The 20,602-nt window shown below is 60.2% G+C and carries 14 protein-coding genes; 6 read left to right on the top strand and 8 right to left on the bottom strand.

Going from position 1 to position 20,602, the window contains the following annotated elements:
• Positions 1-99: 99 nt before the first annotated feature.
• The 4 genes from Q0Y21_RS15390 to Q0Y21_RS15375 form a co-directional block, all read right to left on the bottom strand.
• On the bottom strand, positions 100-1,512 hold the full coding sequence (locus Q0Y21_RS15390; RefSeq protein WP_297797825.1) for a sigma 54-interacting transcriptional regulator: 1,413 nt from the start codon (positions 1,510-1,512) through the stop codon (positions 100-102).
• Positions 1,513-1,567: 55 nt separating this feature from the next.
• A complete protein-coding gene (locus Q0Y21_RS15385; RefSeq protein ID WP_297797390.1) occupies positions 1,568-3,679 on the bottom strand; it encodes a 3-hydroxybutyrate oligomer hydrolase family protein in 2,112 nt (703 codons plus the stop codon).
• A 300-nt stretch (positions 3,680-3,979) separates the two neighbouring features.
• Positions 3,980-7,105, bottom strand: coding sequence for an Ig-like domain-containing protein (locus Q0Y21_RS15380; protein ID WP_297797388.1), 3,126 nt, complete (start codon positions 7,103-7,105; stop codon positions 3,980-3,982).
• 13 nt (positions 7,106-7,118) lie between these two features.
• On the bottom strand, positions 7,119-8,450 hold the full coding sequence (locus Q0Y21_RS15375) for an outer membrane protein transport protein (protein WP_297797386.1): 1,332 nt from the start codon (positions 8,448-8,450) through the stop codon (positions 7,119-7,121).
• Between the two features lie 353 nt (positions 8,451-8,803).
• Here Q0Y21_RS15375 and Q0Y21_RS15370 point away from each other — a divergent pair, with 353 nt between their 5' ends.
• Positions 8,804-9,685 carry an alpha/beta hydrolase gene (locus Q0Y21_RS15370; protein WP_297797384.1) on the top strand — a complete coding sequence of 294 codons (882 nt, stop codon included), beginning with the start codon at positions 8,804-8,806 and terminating at the stop codon, positions 9,683-9,685.
• Here the strand turns inward: Q0Y21_RS15370 and Q0Y21_RS15365 are convergent.
• Positions 9,672-10,034, bottom strand: coding sequence for a DUF6164 family protein (locus Q0Y21_RS15365; protein WP_297797382.1), 363 nt, complete (start codon positions 10,032-10,034; stop codon positions 9,672-9,674). The two genes, Q0Y21_RS15370 and Q0Y21_RS15365, sit on opposite strands and share 14 nt — an antisense overlap.
• 83 nt (positions 10,035-10,117) lie before the next feature.
• Between Q0Y21_RS15365 and Q0Y21_RS15360 the strand changes: the two genes are divergently transcribed.
• The 4 genes from Q0Y21_RS15360 to Q0Y21_RS15345 are packed head-to-tail and all read left to right on the top strand — an operon-like array spanning position 10,118 to position 14,615.
• Complete coding sequence (locus Q0Y21_RS15360) at positions 10,118-11,521, top strand: DUF2868 domain-containing protein (protein ID WP_297797380.1); 1,404 nt, start codon at positions 10,118-10,120, stop codon at positions 11,519-11,521.
• A gap of 3 nt (positions 11,522-11,524) precedes the next feature.
• Positions 11,525-12,955: a GTPase/DUF3482 domain-containing protein gene (locus Q0Y21_RS15355; protein ID WP_297797378.1), complete on the top strand. Its 1,431-nt coding sequence runs from the start codon at positions 11,525-11,527 to the stop codon at positions 12,953-12,955.
• Between the two features lie 50 nt (positions 12,956-13,005).
• Entirely contained in the window at positions 13,006-13,401 is a 396-nt protein-coding gene (locus Q0Y21_RS15350; protein WP_297797376.1) for an ectoine synthase, read from the top strand.
• Positions 13,402-13,412: 11 nt separating this feature from the next.
• Complete coding sequence (locus Q0Y21_RS15345; protein WP_297797374.1) at positions 13,413-14,615, top strand: MFS transporter; 1,203 nt, start codon at positions 13,413-13,415, stop codon at positions 14,613-14,615.
• 139 nt (positions 14,616-14,754) lie between these two features.
• Here Q0Y21_RS15345 and Q0Y21_RS15340 read toward each other — a convergent pair whose 3' ends face one another.
• Both Q0Y21_RS15340 and Q0Y21_RS15335 read right to left on the bottom strand, forming a co-directional pair.
• Positions 14,755-15,930 carry a type III PLP-dependent enzyme gene (locus tag Q0Y21_RS15340; RefSeq protein WP_297797372.1) on the bottom strand — a complete coding sequence of 392 codons (1,176 nt, stop codon included), beginning with the start codon at positions 15,928-15,930 and terminating at the stop codon, positions 14,755-14,757.
• A 159-nt stretch (positions 15,931-16,089) separates the two neighbouring features.
• Entirely contained in the window at positions 16,090-16,908 is an 819-nt protein-coding gene (locus Q0Y21_RS15335; RefSeq protein WP_297797370.1) for a hypothetical protein, read from the bottom strand.
• Between the two features lie 155 nt (positions 16,909-17,063).
• Here Q0Y21_RS15335 and Q0Y21_RS15330 point away from each other — a divergent pair, with 155 nt between their 5' ends.
• Complete coding sequence (locus Q0Y21_RS15330; protein WP_297797368.1) at positions 17,064-17,909, top strand: initiation factor 2B; 846 nt, start codon at positions 17,064-17,066, stop codon at positions 17,907-17,909.
• Here Q0Y21_RS15330 and hrpB read toward each other — a convergent pair.
• Positions 17,863-20,340, bottom strand: coding sequence for an ATP-dependent helicase HrpB (hrpB, locus tag Q0Y21_RS15325; protein ID WP_297797366.1), 2,478 nt, complete (start codon positions 20,338-20,340; stop codon positions 17,863-17,865). The genes Q0Y21_RS15330 and hrpB overlap by 47 nt on opposite strands.
• Positions 20,341-20,602: the final 262 nt, after the last annotated feature.

Genomic DNA, 20,602 nt, shown 5'->3' with positions numbered 1-20,602 from the left:
TTCTTGCCGAGAAGGGCGCATCAAAACGTCCGGATTTCAGGACGCATTAATACCTATGTCGTAGGTAGTTGTCCTGATCTCAGAACAACTGTCCTGATTTCAGGACATCCTGGCGAGCTTTTCATACAGAACGGAACGGGAGATACCCAGAAGCTTGGCTGCCCGGGTCCGGTTTCCCCGACAGGCCACCAGCGCCGACTCGATTGCCTGCGCTTCCGCCTCTGCCATCACCTGGGCCAGCGGCCTGACCGGTCGGGGGGAGAGGGATGACTGCGGCCGTGAACCGTTACGGGGAAGCACCTTGAAGATGGCATCGGCATCCAGGAGACCGTTATCCTCACCCATGGTGAGCGCCCGCTCCAGCACATTTCTCAGTTCACGAATATTACCCGGCCAGTCGTAACCACCCAGTGCGGAAACCGCTGCATCGGTTATCTCACCGCGTATTTCCAGGCCATCACAGATATCTTCGAGCAAGGCTTCGCACAGCACACCGAGGTCCGCCAGCCGCTCCCTCAGGGGCGGAATCGGTATTTCCAGGACATTGAGCCGGTAATACAGATCGGAGCGGAAGCTGCCTTCAGCCATCATGGTTTCCAGGTTGCGACTGGTGGCGGCAATGACACGGACATCCACCGACACCACCTTGTTGGAACCCAGCGGCTCAATCTCCCCTTCCTGCAGCGCCCGCAACAGTTTGGCCTGCAACGGCAGCGGCATATCACCCACTTCATCCAGAAACAGGGTGCCGCCGTTGGCGAGCTGAAACTTGCCGTCGCGGGTACGGCGATCAGCACCGGTATAAGCACCGGGAGCCACACCAAAGAATTCCGCTTCCAGCAGATTGTCCGGAATGGCCGCCACATTCACCCCCACAAAGGGCTTTTCCGCGCGCCCGGATACCGTATGAATGGCCTGGGCCAGCACCTCCTTGCCGGTACCGGTCTCACCCAACAGCAGCACCGGCATATCCCGACCGGCGGCCAGCCGGGCCCGGCGTTTGACCTCCAGGGACGCCGGACTCGCACCGACAAAATCCCCCAGACTGTAGCGGGTACCACGGGTCTTTTTTGCCAGTGCTTTGCGGGCAGCAACCAGGTCCTGGTGCAAACGCCGAAACTTGCTGACCAGAGGTGTCAGCGGCTGCAGGTCGTCGTAGAGGACGAAGGCCACCGCGCCGACTATCCCGCCGTCTTCATCGAAGAATGGCAGGCGGGTAACCACAAACTGCTGGCTCTGGTGTTCCATGATATCCAGCAGCAGCGGTTTCCCGGTCTCCACCACCTCGGGCATGCGGGTGTGCGGGATCACATCCCGCACGAACCTCCCGATCATTGACGACGGAGAGTCGAAGCCCAGCAACTCGGAATAGCTGGCGTTGATCCAGGTAATCCGGCTGTCACGGTCCACAGCGATCGCCCCGGCACTGGCCTCCTCAAACATCGGAATCAGGGCTTCGATGAGTTCTTGAGTGAGGCCATTCTTTTTATTGTGGGCAAAAAGCTGGGTCATGTACCGGTTACCGCCAGAGAGATTGTCTTGCATGGTACAAAACCTGCGCAGCCCGTCAATCAGGGATATTCAGCTGATGATCAGCAAACACGATCAGATCACTCTCCGGCGGCTGATCCTGGATATCCGGCACATTGGTCTCCGACAATGCCGTCGTGATGTCACCACGCGGCACCGTTCGCACCACCTGACTCGGCGGCAGGGCTCGGCCCTCGGTCAGATGGTCGTAGACCAGATCCAGCGCCTGGAAGTAGTAATGGTGCAGGGGAACATAGCGCTCCGCCACGCCCGGAAATCCATTCAACACATCCAGGTGATGGGCGTTGAGAATTTCGTAATAACGCAGGCCGGAGCTATCACCCTCAACCAGTCGATTCAGTGCCAGGTATGGCCGGGATGTGTGATTGATCGGCAGGATCGCATCGGCCCGCCCGGTAACGAACACCGCCGGCTTGCCCCGCAGATCGCCACTCGCGCGAATGGCCTCAATACCCTGATCGATCGCGTCGGCCAGGGCGGTATCGGCGCCCGTCAGGGGATTGCCCGTGGCGACATCCTCACCCTGCACCAGGCTGTGCAGGCACAGCAGCGCATCCAGGCCATAGTCCTGCTGACCGGTACTGGCCGAGGCGCTCATGGCCAGATGGGTTGGCTGGCCCACGGCGTTGTCATTCACAACATTCACACCGGCACTCGGCGGAATGCCGTTGCTGGCCGAGAACAGGGCAGCTTCCTGTGCCGGGGCCAACGGAACCACCGCTCCGGTTCCATCCGTCGCCGCCAGACTCAGACCACAAACCCGATCCTCAACACCCGCCTGAGCATAGGCGTTGGCGTAGGTCATGGAGATACCCTGTGCCACCGAGAGGCCAAAATGCACCGGCGCCAGCAGGTTCTGCTCGGGCTGGATACCAAAGTCCTCGTTCAGGATCCGCAAGGCATCCGTGGCCCGTTCCTCGGTAGTAACACCGGAAACCAGGCCCTTGCTGGCCAGTGAATCGCAGATATTTTCACCAATGGCCGGCGGATTGAACACCGAGTTAAAAGGCGCCACATCCCGAATCGCCGGTGCCTGATTGGCACAGCCCTGATACACCGCCAGCGCCGTGGTGTAATCCAGCAGGCTGCGGCTGTGTTCGGAAATGACCGGGCCATTGCCCTGGCGAATGGTGAACGAGGTATCCACCTGTGGGTTAACGTTGGGTTCGGAAACCGCAACGCCGTCGATCAGCCCCCGGTCGTCCTGTTCAGCGGCCCGTACCGACGCACCACCTCCGTTGGAAACACTGGAGGCAATCACCAGGGTGTTCCTCGGCTTGATGGTAATCAATCGCTCACCATTACCCAGTTCGCGGCCAAACGTCTCGTTCAGCACATAGAAGCCAAACTCGATCGACTGCAGCACATGGGTCCCCCAGTCAGCTTCCGGGTTCACGCCAGAGTGAGCGTGCTTATAGGCGAACCGATCCGGCCACTGGTTGTTGAAGTCTGCCCGCGCGGCATCATCCAGACCGGCACGGAACAGCACCGCCTCGTCGTCACTGGTGGTCAGGGTACCGTCGATACGCTGGGCGCTGTTGGTGGCCAGATTGTGGGCTCCGGTTCCGGTGCCCTTGTCGGTATAGACCACGGCACAGCCTTTTTTCAGACCCCATTCGCCAGCGGTACCAATCGCACCATACACACCCCGCGAACCGGAGGAAGGTGCAGTCACCATACAGGGCTGACGGGGTTCGAAACTGTCCGGCACCTGGACCATCACGGTCACCGGCACCGTATGACCTGGTACCGCCATCAACGCGAGGAACTCCTCGCCGGCAATCATACCGTTTCCGTCAACTCCCACACTGGGCCCGAAGAAGGTGCCATAACCACCGCCCGGCGCGGTGTCCACCAGCGCGCGGTAGTTGTTGTAGATCGCCAGTCGTCGGAGTTCCGCGGGGGTCGGGTTGAGGGCATCATCAAAGGCCGGCGGGGTTGCACTGGCCAGTCCGTCGGCGCCAAGGCCGGCCGTCAGCAGGTCGTCGGTCACGCCGTCGTACCATGCCTGTTGGATATCACTGGAGATAAAATCGGGTATCGTGTTGAACGGCGGCTTGCCCTCATTACCAGTGGCGGGCGCAGCCCCGATTGCACCGATCAGGGTGCATAGCAGCAATCGTCTCATGATTCGTTCCTTGTTTGTTGTTATCAACGATCAGGCCGAACCTCAGGCACTCCGGCCTGACTGGCTGCTATGCGTATGCTGTGCCAACTTACCAAGACATTGAAAATACAGAATATTTTCTATTCAGACAGGAAATCGAGCGAAGGTTATCCGGGATTCCGGACACTGCCAAATGCCCAGTTAGCCGCTGACGCTCTGAAAACAGGCAGTTAAAAACGATGTCCGGATAACCAGACACCGTCCGAAAACCCGAACAGCGACAAGCGGACTCCGCCCCCGAAGAACGGAGTCGCCGGCGGATCAGCGCCCCGAATTCACCCCAATCATGGATTTGACCGGGGAGGACAGGTAGCTCAAGTGCAGGCCGTTGGCCGGTATCTCCAGGTCAAAGGCGACAATGCCACCGACATCCACCGCCAACGTCTGTGCCACCTGATTGTATTGCTCAATCACCTGACGGCCATCATCCAGGAAGCGCACTTCACCCGCCAGGTCCAGATCCAGAGGTACACTGTGCAGGTTGTGGGGCAGGTCCAGTGGGGTGGCCAGGTCCGGGGCATCCAGATAGGTCTTTACATCAGTTTCAAAGACCGGAAAACCGTCGTCACCGGTGCGGATGACCCCCGGTATCAGACGCGTGCGATTGCCCTCTTCATCCATTGCATAGCGCATGCGAATAACCTGCGGACCGGTCGGTGTTTCCGCCCATGTCAGGTCTGTACCCACTTTGGCATTCACCGTCAGGGACGTAGTAGTCAGCAGGGTGGGATGAAGCAGAACGCGAACACCCGCCGACGGATCATCCGGGTCCACCGGCCCCACAACCTCGGTGTTCAGGGCTCCGGTCATGTAGATGAACTTGAGCTCCGGACACTCGGTTTCAATCCAGGACGAGTAGATATCCTTACGGTCGCGGTTACAGCCAACACGGGCCTCTTCGCGGTTCCGGCTGACGACCCGGGTAGCCTGAGGTGGCGTGAGTGGCTGGCCCGCGTCATCCAGGACCACATCGGGCGGCTCTGTGCAGTCACGCTCGTAGACCTTGCGGATCACAACACCATCACTGTCCGTCTCATCCACGATGCCACACTGAACCACCCCGTCGGCGTTCACATCCCGCACCGGGAGGTTTCTCAGGGGCAGCAGCACCGAATCGGACGGCGCACCGCCCCGGAAATAAATGGTCATATCCGGACCGCCCGGTTGGCTCAAACCGGCGAGGGCGTCGGTCTCCAGCGCCTGGCCAGCAACAGAACAGATGGCGGTATCGCAGTCCGGGGATTCAGATGCCTCCGAGGACAAGGTGTATCGGTACCGGCTCCCTTGTTGCCATGGTTGCTCCGGATAGAACCAGAGCTTACGCGCGGTTATCTCAAGCCGGCCCGCCACCGGGTCCCGGGCAACCTGGACGTTATCACCGGTGCCATCACCCGGATCGGTCACCTTTTCCACCGTGAAAGTTTCGTTCAGGCGGATGGACGCAGGATCCATGGACTGGGAAAACGTCACCGCAATGGGCCGGTTAACGGGCAGTGAAACCACCGGCATGCTTTCGTCATCCAGGTTGTAGTCCACGCCGTTGGCATCAATGGCACCCACGCAACGCCCATGCTGGTCGTTCAGCAAATCCAGCCCCTTGGTGACACAGGGGAACCCGGGATAAACCGCAACCGCCAGTGGGGACGACGCAGACTGGTCCGCCTGGACCGGGAGCTCGAACGACAGTTCCTCGGGCACAGCGCCATTACCAGCCAGGTCGGTAAGGTCCGATGTCAGCCGAATCTGATAATGCGTGCCGTGAACAAGACCGCCGGCCGGCATCACCGACACACTGGTTCCATCCACGGATAGATCCAGCACCTCCTCGGGATTGCCGTTCGCGAGGACCCGGAGTCCGTCAGCAAGGGACTCCCGCGATACCGGTTCATCGAAAAACAGGGTAATCGGATCCCCGGGACGATGGGCATTGTGCAGGCCTGAGCCCGCCTCATCCGGCATCCAGCTCAACAACTCCGGGCCCTGCGTGTCCACCAGCGGGTCCGGCGCAGTCTGTTGGGCTCGGTCCAGGGTGTCCGCCTCAATCCGGAACGCCAGTGACGCCACCGCATTCTCAAGCCCCAGTAGCCGCGGTTCGACCATGCTCAGGGCATCGATTTCCAGGGTCCCGTTCCGGATGATGGCGGTGCCCACCAGCTCCAGACCAAGGATATTCTGGGACAGCGCAGCATTCGGTTGCGCTTCCTCGGTGCTCATGGCGACATCCATGAACAGGCGGATATGTCGGGGTGCGTCATCCGCATCGGAGTATGGGTTCCGGTAGAGGTACCCCACCGCGTCGGTAATTGTGGTTACCCGGATGGCACCCGTTGTCTGGACCCCACTGTCGGTCATCAACGGCACCACGCCGCCGACGTTCACATCCAGGGAGGTGCTGCTCAGTAACGTTCCGGCGGGGATCTGCAACGGCGTCATTTCGGGGTAGTCCGGCGCATAGGCCAGCTCTGCCCACATCTCTCCGGTCTGGTAGGAAGTGGGGGTATTCCCCAGCAACACCGAACTCAGAGCAATGCCGTTAATGGGCTCTCCGTTCAGTACCGAGCGCAGGTCCCGGGCATCCGAGTTGGCAACCGCCGCCTGGTAGAGGGTTTCCCCCGGGCCCGAGTCCTGCGGGGTGAGGGTGGTTTCATAATTGGCCAACTGATCGCCATAGGCATTGGGCAGGTCGCGGACAACCAGCCGGTAGGTTTCGCCGGGGTTCAGATCTGATTCTGAGCCGTCTGTACCGGCCACCGGGTCTATCACCAGGTGCCGCTTTCCGGACAACACCCGCGCGGGGACCAGGTTACCGGCACTGTCTTCCAGCCTCACCGACTCCCCGTAGACGGCGCCGGCCGGATGAACAGGCTGACTGAATGACAGTCGGAGGGTCGAAAAATCCACCAGGGGATAATGCTCACCGTCAGGGACCATGCCCTCGACTTCAAATTCGGTTGCCGTGCCGGAGAGTGAGCGGATGCCACTGAAACTACCACGGGTCTGGAACTCCAGGTTGCCATCACTACCCAACTGCTCAATGACAGTATCGCCGGCCCGGACCGGTCGCTGCAGGCGAACACTGTAGGTCGTGGCCGGTTGAAGGGCGGCAGCCGGGCGAATCACCCAGCTCTGGCCACCATCCACCGGGGTCAGCTTATGCTCGACCCGCTCATCCCCGGCCTCCAGTGCCAGTTCAGGCTGATCCACTGGCTTGGAAAACCTCAGCACCAGACTGGCCCGGGGCGAGACCTGGCGCTGACCATCCGCGGGATAACTGTATATCAGTGAGGGCGCAGGACCCGGCATCTGCATGCTGGAGTCCTCTCCTCCGCACGCAGCCAGCAAGGCCGCCGTAACCAGCACCAGTGAGCCGACTTTGCAAAAGTTCATGGAGGCCTCCTGTTCAGAATTTCAGGGTGATGGAACCGGCGATGACATGGACTTCGCCCCCGGCAGTCACCCGCCCGTTGGTCACCGTTTCGTTACCGGAACCGGTGGAGCTCAACTCAAATTCACGATCATCCAGTTGATGGAACTGGTACCCGATGTCCAGGCGGACCGGGTATGCCAGAAGGCGCGTTTGCTCGTACTGCGCGGACAGACCCAGGCCCACGATGAATCGGTCACTGTCGTAATAATTCACATCCGGTGTCAGGCCGTCCTCAAGGGAAGATTCCTGATAGGCCAGGCCGGTGGTCAGCGCAAAATTGCGGTGGAACTGATACTCACCGCCGACACGGGGGACAATAATGTCGTCAAAGCCCACCTCGGCCTGATCCTTGATCTGGTCTCCTTCGAACTTGTCACTCAGGCCCGACCAGTTCTGTTGTTCCAGGCTGCCGCCAATCCGCCAGCCATCGCCCTTGTACTGCAACCCCAGCGCCAGGGTCTCGGGCTGGTAGGAGTCGTAGGTACGAATAGTGAATTCCAGAGGGGCAGACGCCGGTATCAAGCCGGGAATGACCACACTCGAATCCACCGTGGTATTGGTATCCGAACTGGTGCGATAGACTGCAGCCACTTCCCAGCCACTGAGCAGGCACTGACTCTCCGGACAGACGGTGCTCCCCAGGTCGACACTGGTGGAATAGATCAGGCGAACGGAGGGTTCGGCGTTGACCGACAGTTTTTCCTTTTCGGTATTCCCCGCCAGATCGCTGACGGCCCGCAGCTCCGCGGTGGCATGAAGCGTGACCCGGGCCGAGACACCAACGCTGACACCTCGCCAGACATTCGAGGCAGCACCAATGTTCAGGAACAATGGCTGGCGGCCATAGTCCAGAAACTGGCCCTCGCCGGATGTTTGCGAACCAAAGGCCAGCATTTCCTTGCCGTACTTTTCCACTCCGGCAATAAACCCGAGGTAGATCGGCGGGCCGTTTCGAAACATCGAGGTGAGATCGGTTTTCATACCGATCAGTACATGCTGACTTTCCTTTTCAAAACTGAAGGTGCCGTTGCTACCTGTGGCTTCCAGATCAGGCTGGGCATGCAGCAGGCCGGCGGTCAGCTCACCACGGGAGTCCGAAGCCAGGTAAGCGGGGTTGTAGAAATTGGCCGACACCTGGGTGTTAAACATGGATAAAGCCTGTGCGGAGGCGATATCTGTCGGCAACACGCCATAGGTCGATCCAATATTGCCCATACTTGCATTCAGCAGAGGTGACATGCCCACCAGGCTGGTGGCGATCACAAGGCGGGGAAACAGTACGGATCTGCGGCGCAGGTACGACATGGCTAAGTTCCTTTTTGACACGCGGGATTTGGTTCTCCGAGCGATAAGCCCGAGTCGTTTGTGGGGCGGAACCCTAAACACTCCATTTCAGGTTCAGATTGGCAGGGTAGCCTCGAATGTCCTGGCAACGGGGTCATCACAAAGGCGACATATGACAACTTGCTGGTTTCGCTGGTTTTTCCGAAATTCAGTTTCCGACATGTCGCCAGTGGACCCGGTAAAATGTGAGAGAAATCACAGACCTGATATGCATCCGAACCCTCTCACGCGGCGTAAAAGCTTGATAACCCAATCTCGACTCACCCCTGCGGGAGCTCATAATGTTCATCCCATTCCGTTACCGGATAACAATCATGCTGTTGATGATTAGCAGCCTGTGGGGCTGTGCCACTCATTCCGATGCACCGGAATCCACGCCGGAACATCCCCACACCGATTTCCGCATGCTCAGCGATATTGCCTATACCCCCGAGGAATGGCCGCAGACTCTCTACGCCGACCTCTATCTTCCCGAAACCAAAGGCAAACGTGCCACGGTGTTACTGGTGCATGGCGGTGGATGGGAACGGCGCTCCCGCAAGGATATGGCGTGGATTGCCGAGGACCTGGCCAGTCAGGGATTCGCGGTGATGAACGTCGATTATCGATTTGCGCCGAAGTACATCTTCCCCGCTCAGCTCCACGACATGCAGGTCGCTATGCACTGGCTTCACCAGCACAGCAGCGAATACGGACTGGACCGCTCGGCCATCAGTGCCTTTGGCTTCTCATCCGGCGCTCACCTGGTGTCACTGATGGCACTGGTTGCCAGTTCCGACAGCCCGTTGAACGACCCTTATGGCGGTGACCCGACTCGTCCCACTGCCGTCGTCGCCGGTGGAATACCATCTGATTTGGAGGCGTTTGATTCCGGCAGGCTGATCAAGCAGTTCCTGGGAGGAGAACAGCAGGAGATTCCCGACATCTACCGGCAGGCATCGCCGGTGACCCATGTCACCCCATCCGCTCCCCCGTTCTTCCTGTTCCATGGCGGCATGGATATGCTGGTGCCATTCACTCAGGCGAAACGGCTGCAGCAGACACTGCAAGCGAACAACGTGGACAATGAACTCTACCGGATGCACCTTCGCGGTCACCTGACCAGTTTCCTGACCGCGGGACAGGCGGTGGAGCGGGCGGCAGACTTTCTGCGCCGGCACAGCCTGCCTCCTGACAGTAGCCCTAGCCAATTCTGACGAAAGGCAGCAGGCTCAGGGCGGCGATGACAACGATGGCCAGGCAGGCGGCCAGCGTCCTGACGGGCTTTTGCCGTAACCGAAACCAGAAGCCGCCGACCCGGCCCGCCGCGAGTTCGTGCTCGTATTCCGTCCGCTGTCGCGTCCGGCGCTGTTGCTGATACTCTTCCAGCAAAGTCCGGGCCCGGGCGGCCTCGTCATCGTCGTGGACCCAGAAGCCCCCCATGCTGATCCCCCAGCGACTGGGCGGGGTTTCATAGTAGCGAACGTCATGGGATGCGAACAATTCGCGGATTTCATCCGCCTCGTCATCGGGAACGTGGCGGAGATTCATCAGATGGTGGGGCATGGTATGTCTGGTATCGGTGGCCGGAATCCCTATATCCTAGCATTCATAGGGATGACCTACCGAACTTGCCACCGGGACGTTGAATGACCGATACCGCCATCCGCCTGTTGCTGGAATTTGACGACCAGGTACGCCGTGATCAGGAGCAACCTCCAGCTTTTCTGCACAGGCGCGACCGGAAATATGCCCTGGATTGCCAACAACGCGGCGTTTCCCCCTCCCCACGACACTGGCTGGCTCACCTGGCCCGTTTAAGCGGGCAGGGAGGGGAAGCCAATGCCGATGCGGCCCTCGGAACCTGGCGTCGCATCATCACGGGATTTATCCTGGCAGGTTCTGCGCTGGGGGCCCTCACCATGCTCGGTCTGTTGTTTTACGAGGGCGGCCAGCGCATCAACGTTACTGTTATCCTCGCTTTTGTCTTGCTCCAGTGCCTGCTGGCAGGCTTAACCACACTCCAGGCCTTTGCCGGATGGCAGCCCTGGCGTCCGCTGCTGTCCCGGTTTTCCGACCAGAAATCGGTCAGGGGCCTGCGCCAGCTTCAACCACAACTCATGGCCCGGGCTGCTCATGTTGGCGGTCTCGCATTTGGTGTCTGCGGTTTGCTCACGCTGTTGGTGATGGTGGTCGTTCAGGACCTGGCGTTTGGCTGGAGCACGACCCTCAATACCGAGAGCCAACGATTCCTCGGCCTGGTACAGGCCATTGCAACTCCCTGGCAATGGCTCTGGCCCGCCGCGGTACCCGACGCCAATCTGGTGGAGACCACCCGCTTCTTCCGTGCCCAAACCGGTGGCATCATCAGCGACCCGGCCCGACTGGGTGACTGGTGGCCGTTTGTCACCATGGCGTGGGTTTTCTATGTCGTGCTGCCGCGTTTGATACTGGCCATCCTTGCCGATGGCCATCTGCGATTACGGGCCAGTCGGCTGCTTGATCGTCACCCCGGGCTGATCGCATTACACTATCGGATGGAAACGCCGACACTGGAAACCGGCAACGCCCATAACGATGCCGAGCACCAACCGGATACCACCACGAACAGTCAGCTGATGCCGCTTCCGGAAAGCGACACCGTTATCTGCTGGGCCGGCGCCGGGGAACCGGAGCTCCCGGATGCCCTCAATGGCCCCGATACCCTGGTGCTTCATGCTGGCGGCCGGGCCTCACTTCAGGACGACACGAACACACTGGAGAAAGCCGCCGATCACCTTGCGACCATCACCCGGCCCGCGGTGATCGTGGTTACCCGCAGTTGGGAGCCACCGACTGCCGAGCTTCAGGACTTTCTCCAGCACGCCCGCGAACTATGGCCCTCCGCCAGCCACGTAGCGGTGGTTCCGCTGACCACCTCGGGGCAGGAAGAGCCACCCACACACCAGGTACAACAGTGGCTGCGGTTTACCGAGCGATTCGGAACCAACTTCGCCTGCGTCAGCCTTCCGCCATTGTTTCCCCGCAACCCGTACCGCCAGGGGGAGTTGTAAGCCATGGACAACACTCCGGTTTTTGCGGTGGTCGGCCATCCCAACAAAGGCAAGTCCAGTGTGGTGGCGACCCTGTCCCAGAACGACGCCATCGCCATCGCCCTGGAGCCCGGCACCACCCGTCAACGTCAGGCCTATCCGCTAACCGTCGATGGCAGAACCCTCTACACACTGGTGGATACCCCCGGGTTCCAGCGCCCAAGACGGGTTCTGGAATGGCTGGATGCCCACAGTGTATCCGCCTCGGATCGCGCCGAAACCGTCGCGGCTTTCGTGACCCAACATCGCGACGACCCGCGCTTTACTGACGAGTGCGAACTGCTGACCCCGCTGATTGAAGGGGCTGGCATCATCTACGTGGTCGATGGGTCGGTGCCCTACAGCGCAGAACACGAAGCGGAAATGACCATTCTGCGTTGGACCGGTCGCCCCAGCCTGGCCTTGATCAACAGTATTGGTCCTGACGATTACAGCAATGCCTGGCAGGCCGCGCTTGGTCAATTTTTTCAGGTTGTCCGCAAGTTCGACGCTGTTCGCGCACATTTTGAGCAACATCTCAGCCTCCTGAGGGCCTTCGGCCAACTGGAACCGGCCTGGGAATCGCCTCTGGAGCAGGCCACCGGTTTTCTCGCGGACCAGCGCAGGGAGCGGAAAACCCAGGCCGCCCGACTGATCGCCAAAGCCCTGGAAGACATGATGTCCTACCAGGAAAAGCGCACCCTGACGACCAATCAGGCCACGGAAACCAGCGAGCAGACCCTCGCGGACACCCTGCGACGCAGCTGGTATCAGCATCAGCGTCGACGTGAGCAGACCCTTCGGGTCTCCATTGAACACCTGTACCAACATAAACGGATTCAACGTCAGGAGGCAGAACTCGAGTGGCATAGCGACCACGACCTGTTCAGTGAGGACAGTCGCCGTGTCTGGGCTGTCAGCCGGCGATACCTGGCCACCGCAGGTTTTGGGGCCGGTGCCGTTGGTGGTGCCGGCATTGACGCACTCACCTTCGGTTCGTCACTGGGCACGGTTGCCCTGGTGGGAGGCATTCTCGGCGCCGCCGGCAGCTATTTCTATGGCGATCGGCTGGCGCTGCCGGCGCTGAAGATCGGCGCCCTCCAGGACGGGCTGAAAACCGCCACCTTCGGCCCTGTACAGGACAGTCAGTTCGGCTATGTTGTATTGGGACGGGCCGTGGATCACTGGTGGCATATCAGCCACCGCAATCATGCCGGTCGCGATCAGCTGGATCTGGCACCAGCGGATAGTCACTGGCTGGAAAACCTGGACCGGAAAAGCCGCCAGGACATCCAGAAGGTCTTTGATCGGTGCCGTAAACGCAGGACACCGGACGATCGTCAGCGGGTTACGTTTGTCGCCGCCATTGAGCAGGCGATGACAGTTTACGACGATTGGAGGTTGAACCGGCCCTGACCGGGGTGTGTATACTAAAAGACTGCTCCATCAAAAAATGAGGGATAATTATGAAAATTGTACGAGTTGAGGACATCATCGGCACTGAACGCGAAGTAACCGGGCCGGGCTGGACCAGTCGCCGCATGCTGCTCAAGAAAGACGGCATGGGCTTTTCATTCCACGAGACCATTATCCCTGCCGGGGCCGAGCTGAACCTTTGGTATAAAAATCACCTTGAAGCCGTGTATTGCGTCGCCGGCAACGGCACCATCCTGGACAAGGAAACCGGCGAAACCCACGAGATTTCCGACGGCACTCTGTACGCACTGGACAAGAACGACCCCCATACCCTCCGCGGCGGAACCGAAGACATGCGCCTGATCTGCGCCTTCAACCCGCCCGTCACCGGCCGCGAAGTCCATGACGAAGACGGTGCTTACACTCTGGATACCAGCGACGTTTAAGCCCCGCCACCGTGGCTGAACTCTCGGGCACTACCACACCGCCACCGCAGGCAAAGCTGCTTCCGGTGGAGGTGCTGCTTTGGCTCGCCGGCGTATACCTGCGCATACCGATACTCGTCGCCCCGCCACTGGCCCCCTTCATCAGTGACGAACTGGCCCTGTCCCAGGCACTGACCGGGGCCCTGACCACCTTGCCCATCCTGATGCTGGCCATCGGTTCCATGCCCGGATCCCTGGCCATCGCCCGCATCGGTCCGCGCAATACCCTGGCGCTGGCCATGCTGATCATGGTCATTGGCTCCGCCGGGCGGGGTCTGGTGCCGGACACCTTCACCCTGATGCTCGCCAGCGCCGTCATGGGCCTGGGGGTCGCAATGATGCAACCGGCCCTGCCCGCACTGCTGCCGCGCTGGCTGGAACCCCATCACCTGGCCCTGGGTTCTGCCATCTACATGAATGGCATGTTGATGGGCGAATTTATTGGGGCGGGGATTACCTTACCGGTGCTGATGCCGCTGCTGGACAACAGTTGGCGTGCCACTATGCTGGCTTGGTCACTTCCAGCCCTTCTCGTCGCTGCTACCTTGTACCTGCCCAAAAGAGACCGGGCAAAACCAGTGGGCAAAGTCGCCTGGCTACCAGACTGGAGCAACCCGCTGACCCTGAAGGTTGGCCTGCTCCTCGGCCTCTCCGGTTCCATGTTCTTCGGTCTCAATGCCTACATGGGCAACCTGCTGGAACGACAAGGCCAGTTCAACAAACTCGCCGACGCCCTGTTCTGGTACAACATCGCCCAGGTCTTCGCCTCCCTGATCATGCTCAAGATGGCCAGAGTCTGGGTAGGGCGCCGCTCCGCGATCATCATCACTGCCACCCTGAGCATTATCGGCACCCTGGGCGCCATCACCTTCACCGGCTGGTGGACCATCGCCAGTGCCACTCTTATGAGCCTCACTGCCGGCATCCTGCTAATTTTGCTGGTCGCCGTGCCACCGCTGGTCACCGCGTCACAGGAAACCGGCCGCCTCTCTGCCGGCACCTTCCTGGTCGGCTACACCATGGCCTTCTCCGTTCCGATGCTGGGAGGCCTGTTGGCCGACTGGACCGGCGATGCCCGCCACGCCATCCTCACCATCGTCGCCTACAGCGTCCTGGTCCTCCCTCTGGCTTTCACCCTGGATCTGAAACGAAAAAAGGACCAGCCCGAAAGCTGATCCTTGCAAAAGGACTCCATCACCAATGGCCGAAAGGCCGTGGGGCGGGGTGTCTTTTCCGCCGGGAAAAAGATGTCTGAGCAAAGCGAGTTATTTTTCCCCGAGGAAAAGACACCCCGCCCCGCGGACAAACTCCCGGTCAGATGTAATAGTCTTTTAGCGGGGGAAAACCGTTGAACTCCACCGCGCTGTAGGTCGTTGTGTAGGCACCTGTAGAAAGCCAATACATCCGGTCGCCAATCGCCAGATTCAAAGGCAGCGGATACTTGTGATGCTCATACATGATATCCGCGCTGTCGCAGGTGGGGCCGGCGATGACGCAGTCTTCGCCTTCGCCCACCTTCTCGGTCCAGATCGGAAACTTGATGGACTCGTCGAGTGTCTCGATCAGGCCCGAAAACTTGCCCACATCGGTATAGACCCAGCGGTGCAGGGCGGTCCGTGATTTACGGGAAATCAGCACCACTTCACTCACCAGCACACCGGCATTGGAAATCAGCGAACGGCCGGGCTCGATAATAATTTCGGGCAGGTCGTCACCAAAATCTTCCTGCAGAAATCGGGCGATTTCTTCCGCATATACCTTCAACTCGTTGGTGCGGGTAATGTAATTCGCCGGAAATCCTCCGCCCATGTTGATCATCTGAAGCTCAATGCCGTCTTCTTCCTTCAGGCGTTCAAAGATGACCTTTACCTTACCCAGGGCGGCGTCCCAGGCGCCGATTTCACGCTGCTGGGAGCCCACGTGGAAAGACACACCGTAGGGCACCAGTCCCAGATCACGGGCCAGAATCAGCAGGTCCATGGCCATGTCGGTCTGGCAGCCAAACTTGCGGGACAACGGCCAGTCCGCCGTCAGCGTGCCTTCCGTCAGGATACGCACATACACCTTCGAGCCCGGGGCGGCCTTGGCAATATTACGCAGGTCCGCTTCGGAATCGGTAGCAAACAGGCGCACACCCTTCTCGTAGAAGGTACGGATGTCCCGGGCCTTCTTGATGGTGTTGCCGTAGCTGATGCGATCACCGGTCACGCCCAGCGCCATGACCTTGTCCAGCTCATACACCGAGGCGATGTCGAAACTGGCCCCCTTATCACGCAGCATGGTCAGAACCTGCGGCGCCGGATTGGCCTTTACCGCATAGTAAACGTTGGCGTACGGAAAACCTTCCACCAGTTCGTTGTACTGACGGTCGATGGTGGCGGTGTCGATCACCACGCACGGGGTTTCTTTGGTATCGGCAAATGCCTTGATACGGGCAAAGGTCTCGGCGTCGTAGTAATCGGCGATGTGAGCGTGGGCAGACTCGGTCATGGGTGGTGTTTCCCTCCAGTAGGCAAACAGGCATAAAAAAGGGGCGCTACAGCCTGGCTGCAGCCCCCCGGTATTGGCGCGATCATCGGGCTTTTCCCCAAGTCCGGATATGCGCATATCTACCCATAACAGGGCGACTTTTTCTAACGTGTGATGGGCCTAGACTGCCACGGGCCAGAGTGGTGTCGGATCGGTTGGGCCATCCGGATCCTTCGGCTCGGTCTGGTGATGCAGGTAATCGAGAATGGCTTGCTGTAACTCGCAGCCCTGACCCAGGCCCTGGTTGCCAAACAACCGGTTAAACTCCAGGACATAGGGATAGCCCTCCACCAGGGCGATGTCGAAACCGGCGTGGTCCACCTCCAGCTCTTTCGCCAGACGCAGCGCCAGATCCGTCATCACCGAAGGTACCGGGCTGGTATCAATACGGCCGCCCCGGGCAACGTTATTGTAAAACCCCTGATCTGCCTGAGTTCGCCAGTAGGCGGTCAAAACCCGGTCGCCGACAACCACCACCCGCGCGTCCCGGTCCAGAGGCAGGTATTCCTGTGCGTACAGCACATCGGTCCGTTCGCAGTAGCGGTGCCAGTCTTCCCGCGTTTCAATCAGCCAGACCCCTTCGCCCATGCTGGCTTTCGGCAGCTTGGCCACAAAGGGATGCACCATCGCGTCCCAGATCAGTTCCCGCTCCTGCGGGCCGTTGGCTTCGATCATGGTCCACGGCGTATGCTCCGGCGCTATGGTCTGAAATGCCCGGGTCATCTCCACCTTGTCGTGACCGATGCGATAGCTGGCAATGCTTGGAAATACCCGGCACTTGAGACCATGCACCAGGGCATTGAGTTGCCAGTATTCCGGGAACAACACCCAGTCCGCCTCTTTCAGGAGTTCCTTGTGGGCCAGGAACTGCTCGGGCTTGAGGGTGGTGGTGTTGGGGAAGCCGAGGGTTCGGAAAATATCAAAGGAAACCAGTTTCATGTGGATTGGGTGCATGGTTATGTTGGTTGCATTTTATACAGCACCCGGAGGTTGGCAAGTTGTTTTTGACAGCATCAACAGGGAATTCGAGTGCTCCCTGAGGACAGCCCCCATGACCACTGCTACCCTGATCTCAAACACACGGGATAGATGCCATGCCCGATTTTGATAACAGAGCAAACCGAATACTGAGCAGGCTCCGGGAGGATCACCAGTCCGGAGCCACGGCACTGGCGCTGAAGACCCTCAGGGATCTGGCGGTGTACGCGGAAGAGGCCAACCGTGATGACCTGGCAGCCCTGGTCAGTGAGCTCCGCAACGCCCGTCCCAGCATGATTGTGATCAGTAATGCCCTGTCCAGAGTGGCGTCACAACTGGCCGGCGGGGAGAAACCTGTGGCGGCAGTAAACCGGGTTGCCCGGGCACTGGAAAACGCCAGTGCTGCCATAGCGCAGCATGCGCACCGACTGATTCCAGCCAACACAGTGATTATGACCCACAGTGCCAGCTCGGTGGTGCTGGAACTGTTTCGGTTGCTGTTGCGGGAGCAGCATCGCTTTTCGGTGATCTGCACCCAGAGCAGTCCCGGCTTTGAGGGACATCAGCTCGCGCGGGCCCTGAACGATATGAACGTGCCGGTTACCCTGATCACCGATGCCCAGATGGGCTTGTTTGTGCCGCAGGCCGATGTGGTGATCACCGGAAGTGATACCTGGCTGGCGGATGGGCATTTCATCAACAAGAGCGGCACACGACTGCTCGCCCTGGCCGCGCGTGCTCACAAGAAGCCGTTCTGGGTGCTGGGAGACAGCTTCCGGCACAGCGACCAGACCAGCGATGAGATAACCCTGGAAGAGATGCCCGTCAGCGAATTAAACGCGCCGGAAGGCGACTGGATTACCCCCCGGAACATCTATTTCGAGACCATTCCCGAATCTCTGGTCACCGGCCGGATCAGCGAGCAGGGCGTTTTTTCGTTCCCTGACTCGCCTCGGCACTAAGCGGGTCTTCCGGCCAGGGATGTTTGGGGTAGCGCCCGCGCATGTCCTTGCGAACCTCCGGATAGGCATTACGCCAGAAGCTGGCCAGGTCGGCCGTCACCGCCAGAGGACGCTGGGCCGGAGAAAGCAGATGGATAACCACGGGTACCCGACCGCCGGCCACGGTCGGCGTCTCAGTCCAGCCAAACAGGGCCTGGAGCTTGGCCGCCAACACCGGTCCGTTTTCCGCCGTGTAGTCCAGTGAAACCGACTGGCCTGTGGGAATGGTCAGGCGCGTTGGGGTCAGTTCCTCCAGCGCCTGTTGTTGCGGATAATCCAGCAGGCTGGCAAGGGCCTGTTTCAGGTTGAGCTTTTCCAGATCGCGCCAGCGACTCATTCCCGCCAGGAAAGGAGCCAGCCAGGTTTCCAGGTGATCCAGCAACCAGCGCTCGCCGACGTCCGGCCAGTCGCCGGGAAAACAGCTCGCCATCAGCGCAACCCGGGCGAGCCACTGTTCCGCCGCCGGTGTCCAGGGCAGGCTTTGCAGTCCCTTTTTACGCACTGCCGCCAGCAGCCCCTGCTGCACCAGTTCCGCGGACGGGGCTGGCAAGGCCGTTTCTTCCAGAATCAGTTCACCCAGCTTTCTGACACGGCGGGCCACCACGGTTCCCCGGCTGTCGTCCCAGACAGCCTCCTCCCGTTCATGGATGTGACTGGCGAGGTCCTGCTCCAGCAGCGCGGGATCAACCGGTGCCGCGAGGTAGATTGTCGCTTCCCTGGCCTTGCCATCGAGCTCAGCCGTGGCAAGCCACTGGTGACGGGCCAGCGGGTCGTCGTCACGGAGGACTGCACCGCGGCCATTGCTGAGCTGATAACGCGGAGCATCGCCACGTCGCTTACGGGCCACCCGGTCCGGGTAAGCCAGAGCCAGCAGACGGCCCACGTCATCATCGGTGGGCATTTCGGCTGGCCGGTCCAGACCACCCGTCAAACGCGCAACCGACTTACCAACGGTCTTCACCCTGGCGATATCAATACCATGGCCAGCCCCCTCACCCCGAAGTATCCGCACCCGCTCCTGCATGTCCGCCCCGGCCGATCGCCCAGCCAGGTCTCGCTCCTCCAGCAGGGCCGCCAGCTCTGCGGCAAGATAGCCATGACCAATGGTACGGCCTCGAAGAATCATGTGAGCCAGCCGGGGATGAACGCCCATTTCGCGGACCGCCTTGCCGTGTTCGGTAATAGCCCCTTCGGCATCCAGCATGTCCAGCCATTGCAGCAGTTCCACCGCCTGTTGCCAGTGTGAAGCAGGCGGCAGATCAATCCAGTCCAGCTGATCCGGGGAGCGCGCGCCCCACTGCGCCAGCTCCAGCACCAAGGGTGCCAGGTCCGCTTCCTGTATCTCCGGCGGCGTGAAATCCGCCAGGCCGAATTGCTCGGATTCACTCCACAGCCGGTAACACACCCCGGGCTCCAGCCGCCCGGCGCGCCCTTTGCGCTGTTCAGCAGACGCCTTCGATACACGACCGGTCATCAGCCGGGTCATGCCACTGTTCGGGTCGAACACGGCCCGCCTCTGCTGGCCACTGTCGATCACCACACGAATACCATCAATGGTCAGACTGGTCTCGGCAATGGCCGTGGCCAGCACCACTTTGCGTTGTCCCGCCGCAGCCGGCGCAATGGCCCGATCCTGCTCGTCGGATTTGAGGTTACCGTACAGCGGGGCAATCACTACGTGCTTCGCCACCTGTCCCCGCAATTGCTGTTCCACGCGCCGGATCTCACCCGCGCCGGGCAGGAATACCAGTAACGAACCACTCTGATCCCGCAGGGCTTCGTGGATCACGGCGGTAACCTGGTCCGCAATCCGGGCGTTCCTTGGCGACGGTCGATACAGCACCTCCACATCGAACGCCCGCCCTTCACTGGTGATTACCGGCACGTCCCCCAAGACCCGGGCCAGGGGCGCAGTATCCAGCGTCGCCGACATTACCAGCACCCGCAGGTCCTCCCGCAAGGCCTGCTGGGATTCCCGCACCAGCGCCAGTCCCAGATCTGCCTGCAGGGACCGCTCATGGAATTCATCGAACAACACGGCGGCATAGTCTTCCAGCATCGGGTCCCGCTGAATCAGCCGGGTCAGGATGCCTTCGGTCACGACCTCAATGCGCGTCTGCGCCGATATCCGGGTATCCAGCCGCGTGCGATACCCGACGGTCTGCCCCGGCTTCTCCCCGAGCTGTCCGGCCATGAACCGTGCCGCCGATCTTGCTGCCAGTCGCCTTGGTTCAAGCATCAGAATCCTGCGGCCCTCCCGCCAGGGGGCTTCCAGCAATGCCACTGGTACACGGGTGGTTTTACCGGCACCGGGTGGGGCCTGTAACAGGGCGGTGGTGGAGTTCGCCAGGGTTTCGGTTAGCTCGGGGAGGATTTGGTCTATCGGGAGCATGTTTTTGGCTTTGTATAGGACTTCTTTGGTCTGGGGGAGGGCACGGGGGTGGTATCTATTTTTTGGCGGAAAAGAACTCGCTTCGCTCAGACACCTTTGTCCGCCAAAAAATAGATACCACCCCCATACCCAACCGTTATTCCAGTTGTCGTTTTCAACATACCATGGTTCGGCTTGGGTTTGTCCGGGAGAGGCTTTTCGGGCCTGGTCCGAAGCCGCTCCGAACGAGCTTTTCGTTCTGTCTTTAACCAGAGATATCGCT

Origin of the sequence: uncultured Marinobacter sp. (assembly GCF_947259545.1) — a bacterium.
Classification (GTDB): Bacteria; Pseudomonadota; Gammaproteobacteria; order Pseudomonadales; family Oleiphilaceae; genus Marinobacter.
The sequence above is the reverse complement of the archived record's forward strand: the minus strand, read 5'-3'. Positions and strand labels throughout refer to the sequence as shown.

What these genes read in the sequence shown, in the direction of transcription:
- Q0Y21_RS15330 (WP_297797368.1), top strand. Translation starts at nt 17,064, where the DNA reads ATGCCCGATTTTGATAACAGAGCAAACCGAATACTGAGCAGGCTCCGG.
- Q0Y21_RS15370 (WP_297797384.1), top strand. Translation starts at nt 8,804, where the DNA reads ATGCTGTTGATGATTAGCAGCCTGTGGGGCTGTGCCACTCATTCCGAT.
- Q0Y21_RS15340 (WP_297797372.1), bottom strand. Translation starts at nt 15,930, where the DNA reads ATGACCGAGTCTGCCCACGCTCACATCGCCGATTACTACGACGCCGAG.
- Q0Y21_RS15385 (WP_297797390.1), bottom strand. Translation starts at nt 3,679, where the DNA reads ATGAGACGATTGCTGCTATGCACCCTGATCGGTGCAATCGGGGCTGCG.
- Q0Y21_RS15335 (WP_297797370.1), bottom strand. Translation starts at nt 16,908, where the DNA reads ATGAAACTGGTTTCCTTTGATATTTTCCGAACCCTCGGCTTCCCCAAC.
- Q0Y21_RS15375 (WP_297797386.1), bottom strand. Translation starts at nt 8,450, where the DNA reads ATGTCGTACCTGCGCCGCAGATCCGTACTGTTTCCCCGCCTTGTGATC.
- hrpB (WP_297797366.1), bottom strand. Translation starts at nt 20,340, where the DNA reads ATGCTCCCGATAGACCAAATCCTCCCCGAGCTAACCGAAACCCTGGCG.
- Q0Y21_RS15380 (WP_297797388.1), bottom strand. Translation starts at nt 7,105, where the DNA reads ATGAACTTTTGCAAAGTCGGCTCACTGGTGCTGGTTACGGCGGCCTTG.
- Q0Y21_RS15355 (WP_297797378.1), top strand. Translation starts at nt 11,525, where the DNA reads ATGGACAACACTCCGGTTTTTGCGGTGGTCGGCCATCCCAACAAAGGC.
- Q0Y21_RS15365 (WP_297797382.1), bottom strand. Translation starts at nt 10,034, where the DNA reads ATGCCCCACCATCTGATGAATCTCCGCCACGTTCCCGATGACGAGGCG.
- Q0Y21_RS15350 (WP_297797376.1), top strand. Translation starts at nt 13,006, where the DNA reads ATGAAAATTGTACGAGTTGAGGACATCATCGGCACTGAACGCGAAGTA.
- Q0Y21_RS15360 (WP_297797380.1), top strand. Translation starts at nt 10,118, where the DNA reads ATGACCGATACCGCCATCCGCCTGTTGCTGGAATTTGACGACCAGGTA.
- Q0Y21_RS15390 (WP_297797825.1), bottom strand. Translation starts at nt 1,512, where the DNA reads ATGACCCAGCTTTTTGCCCACAATAAAAAGAATGGCCTCACTCAAGAA.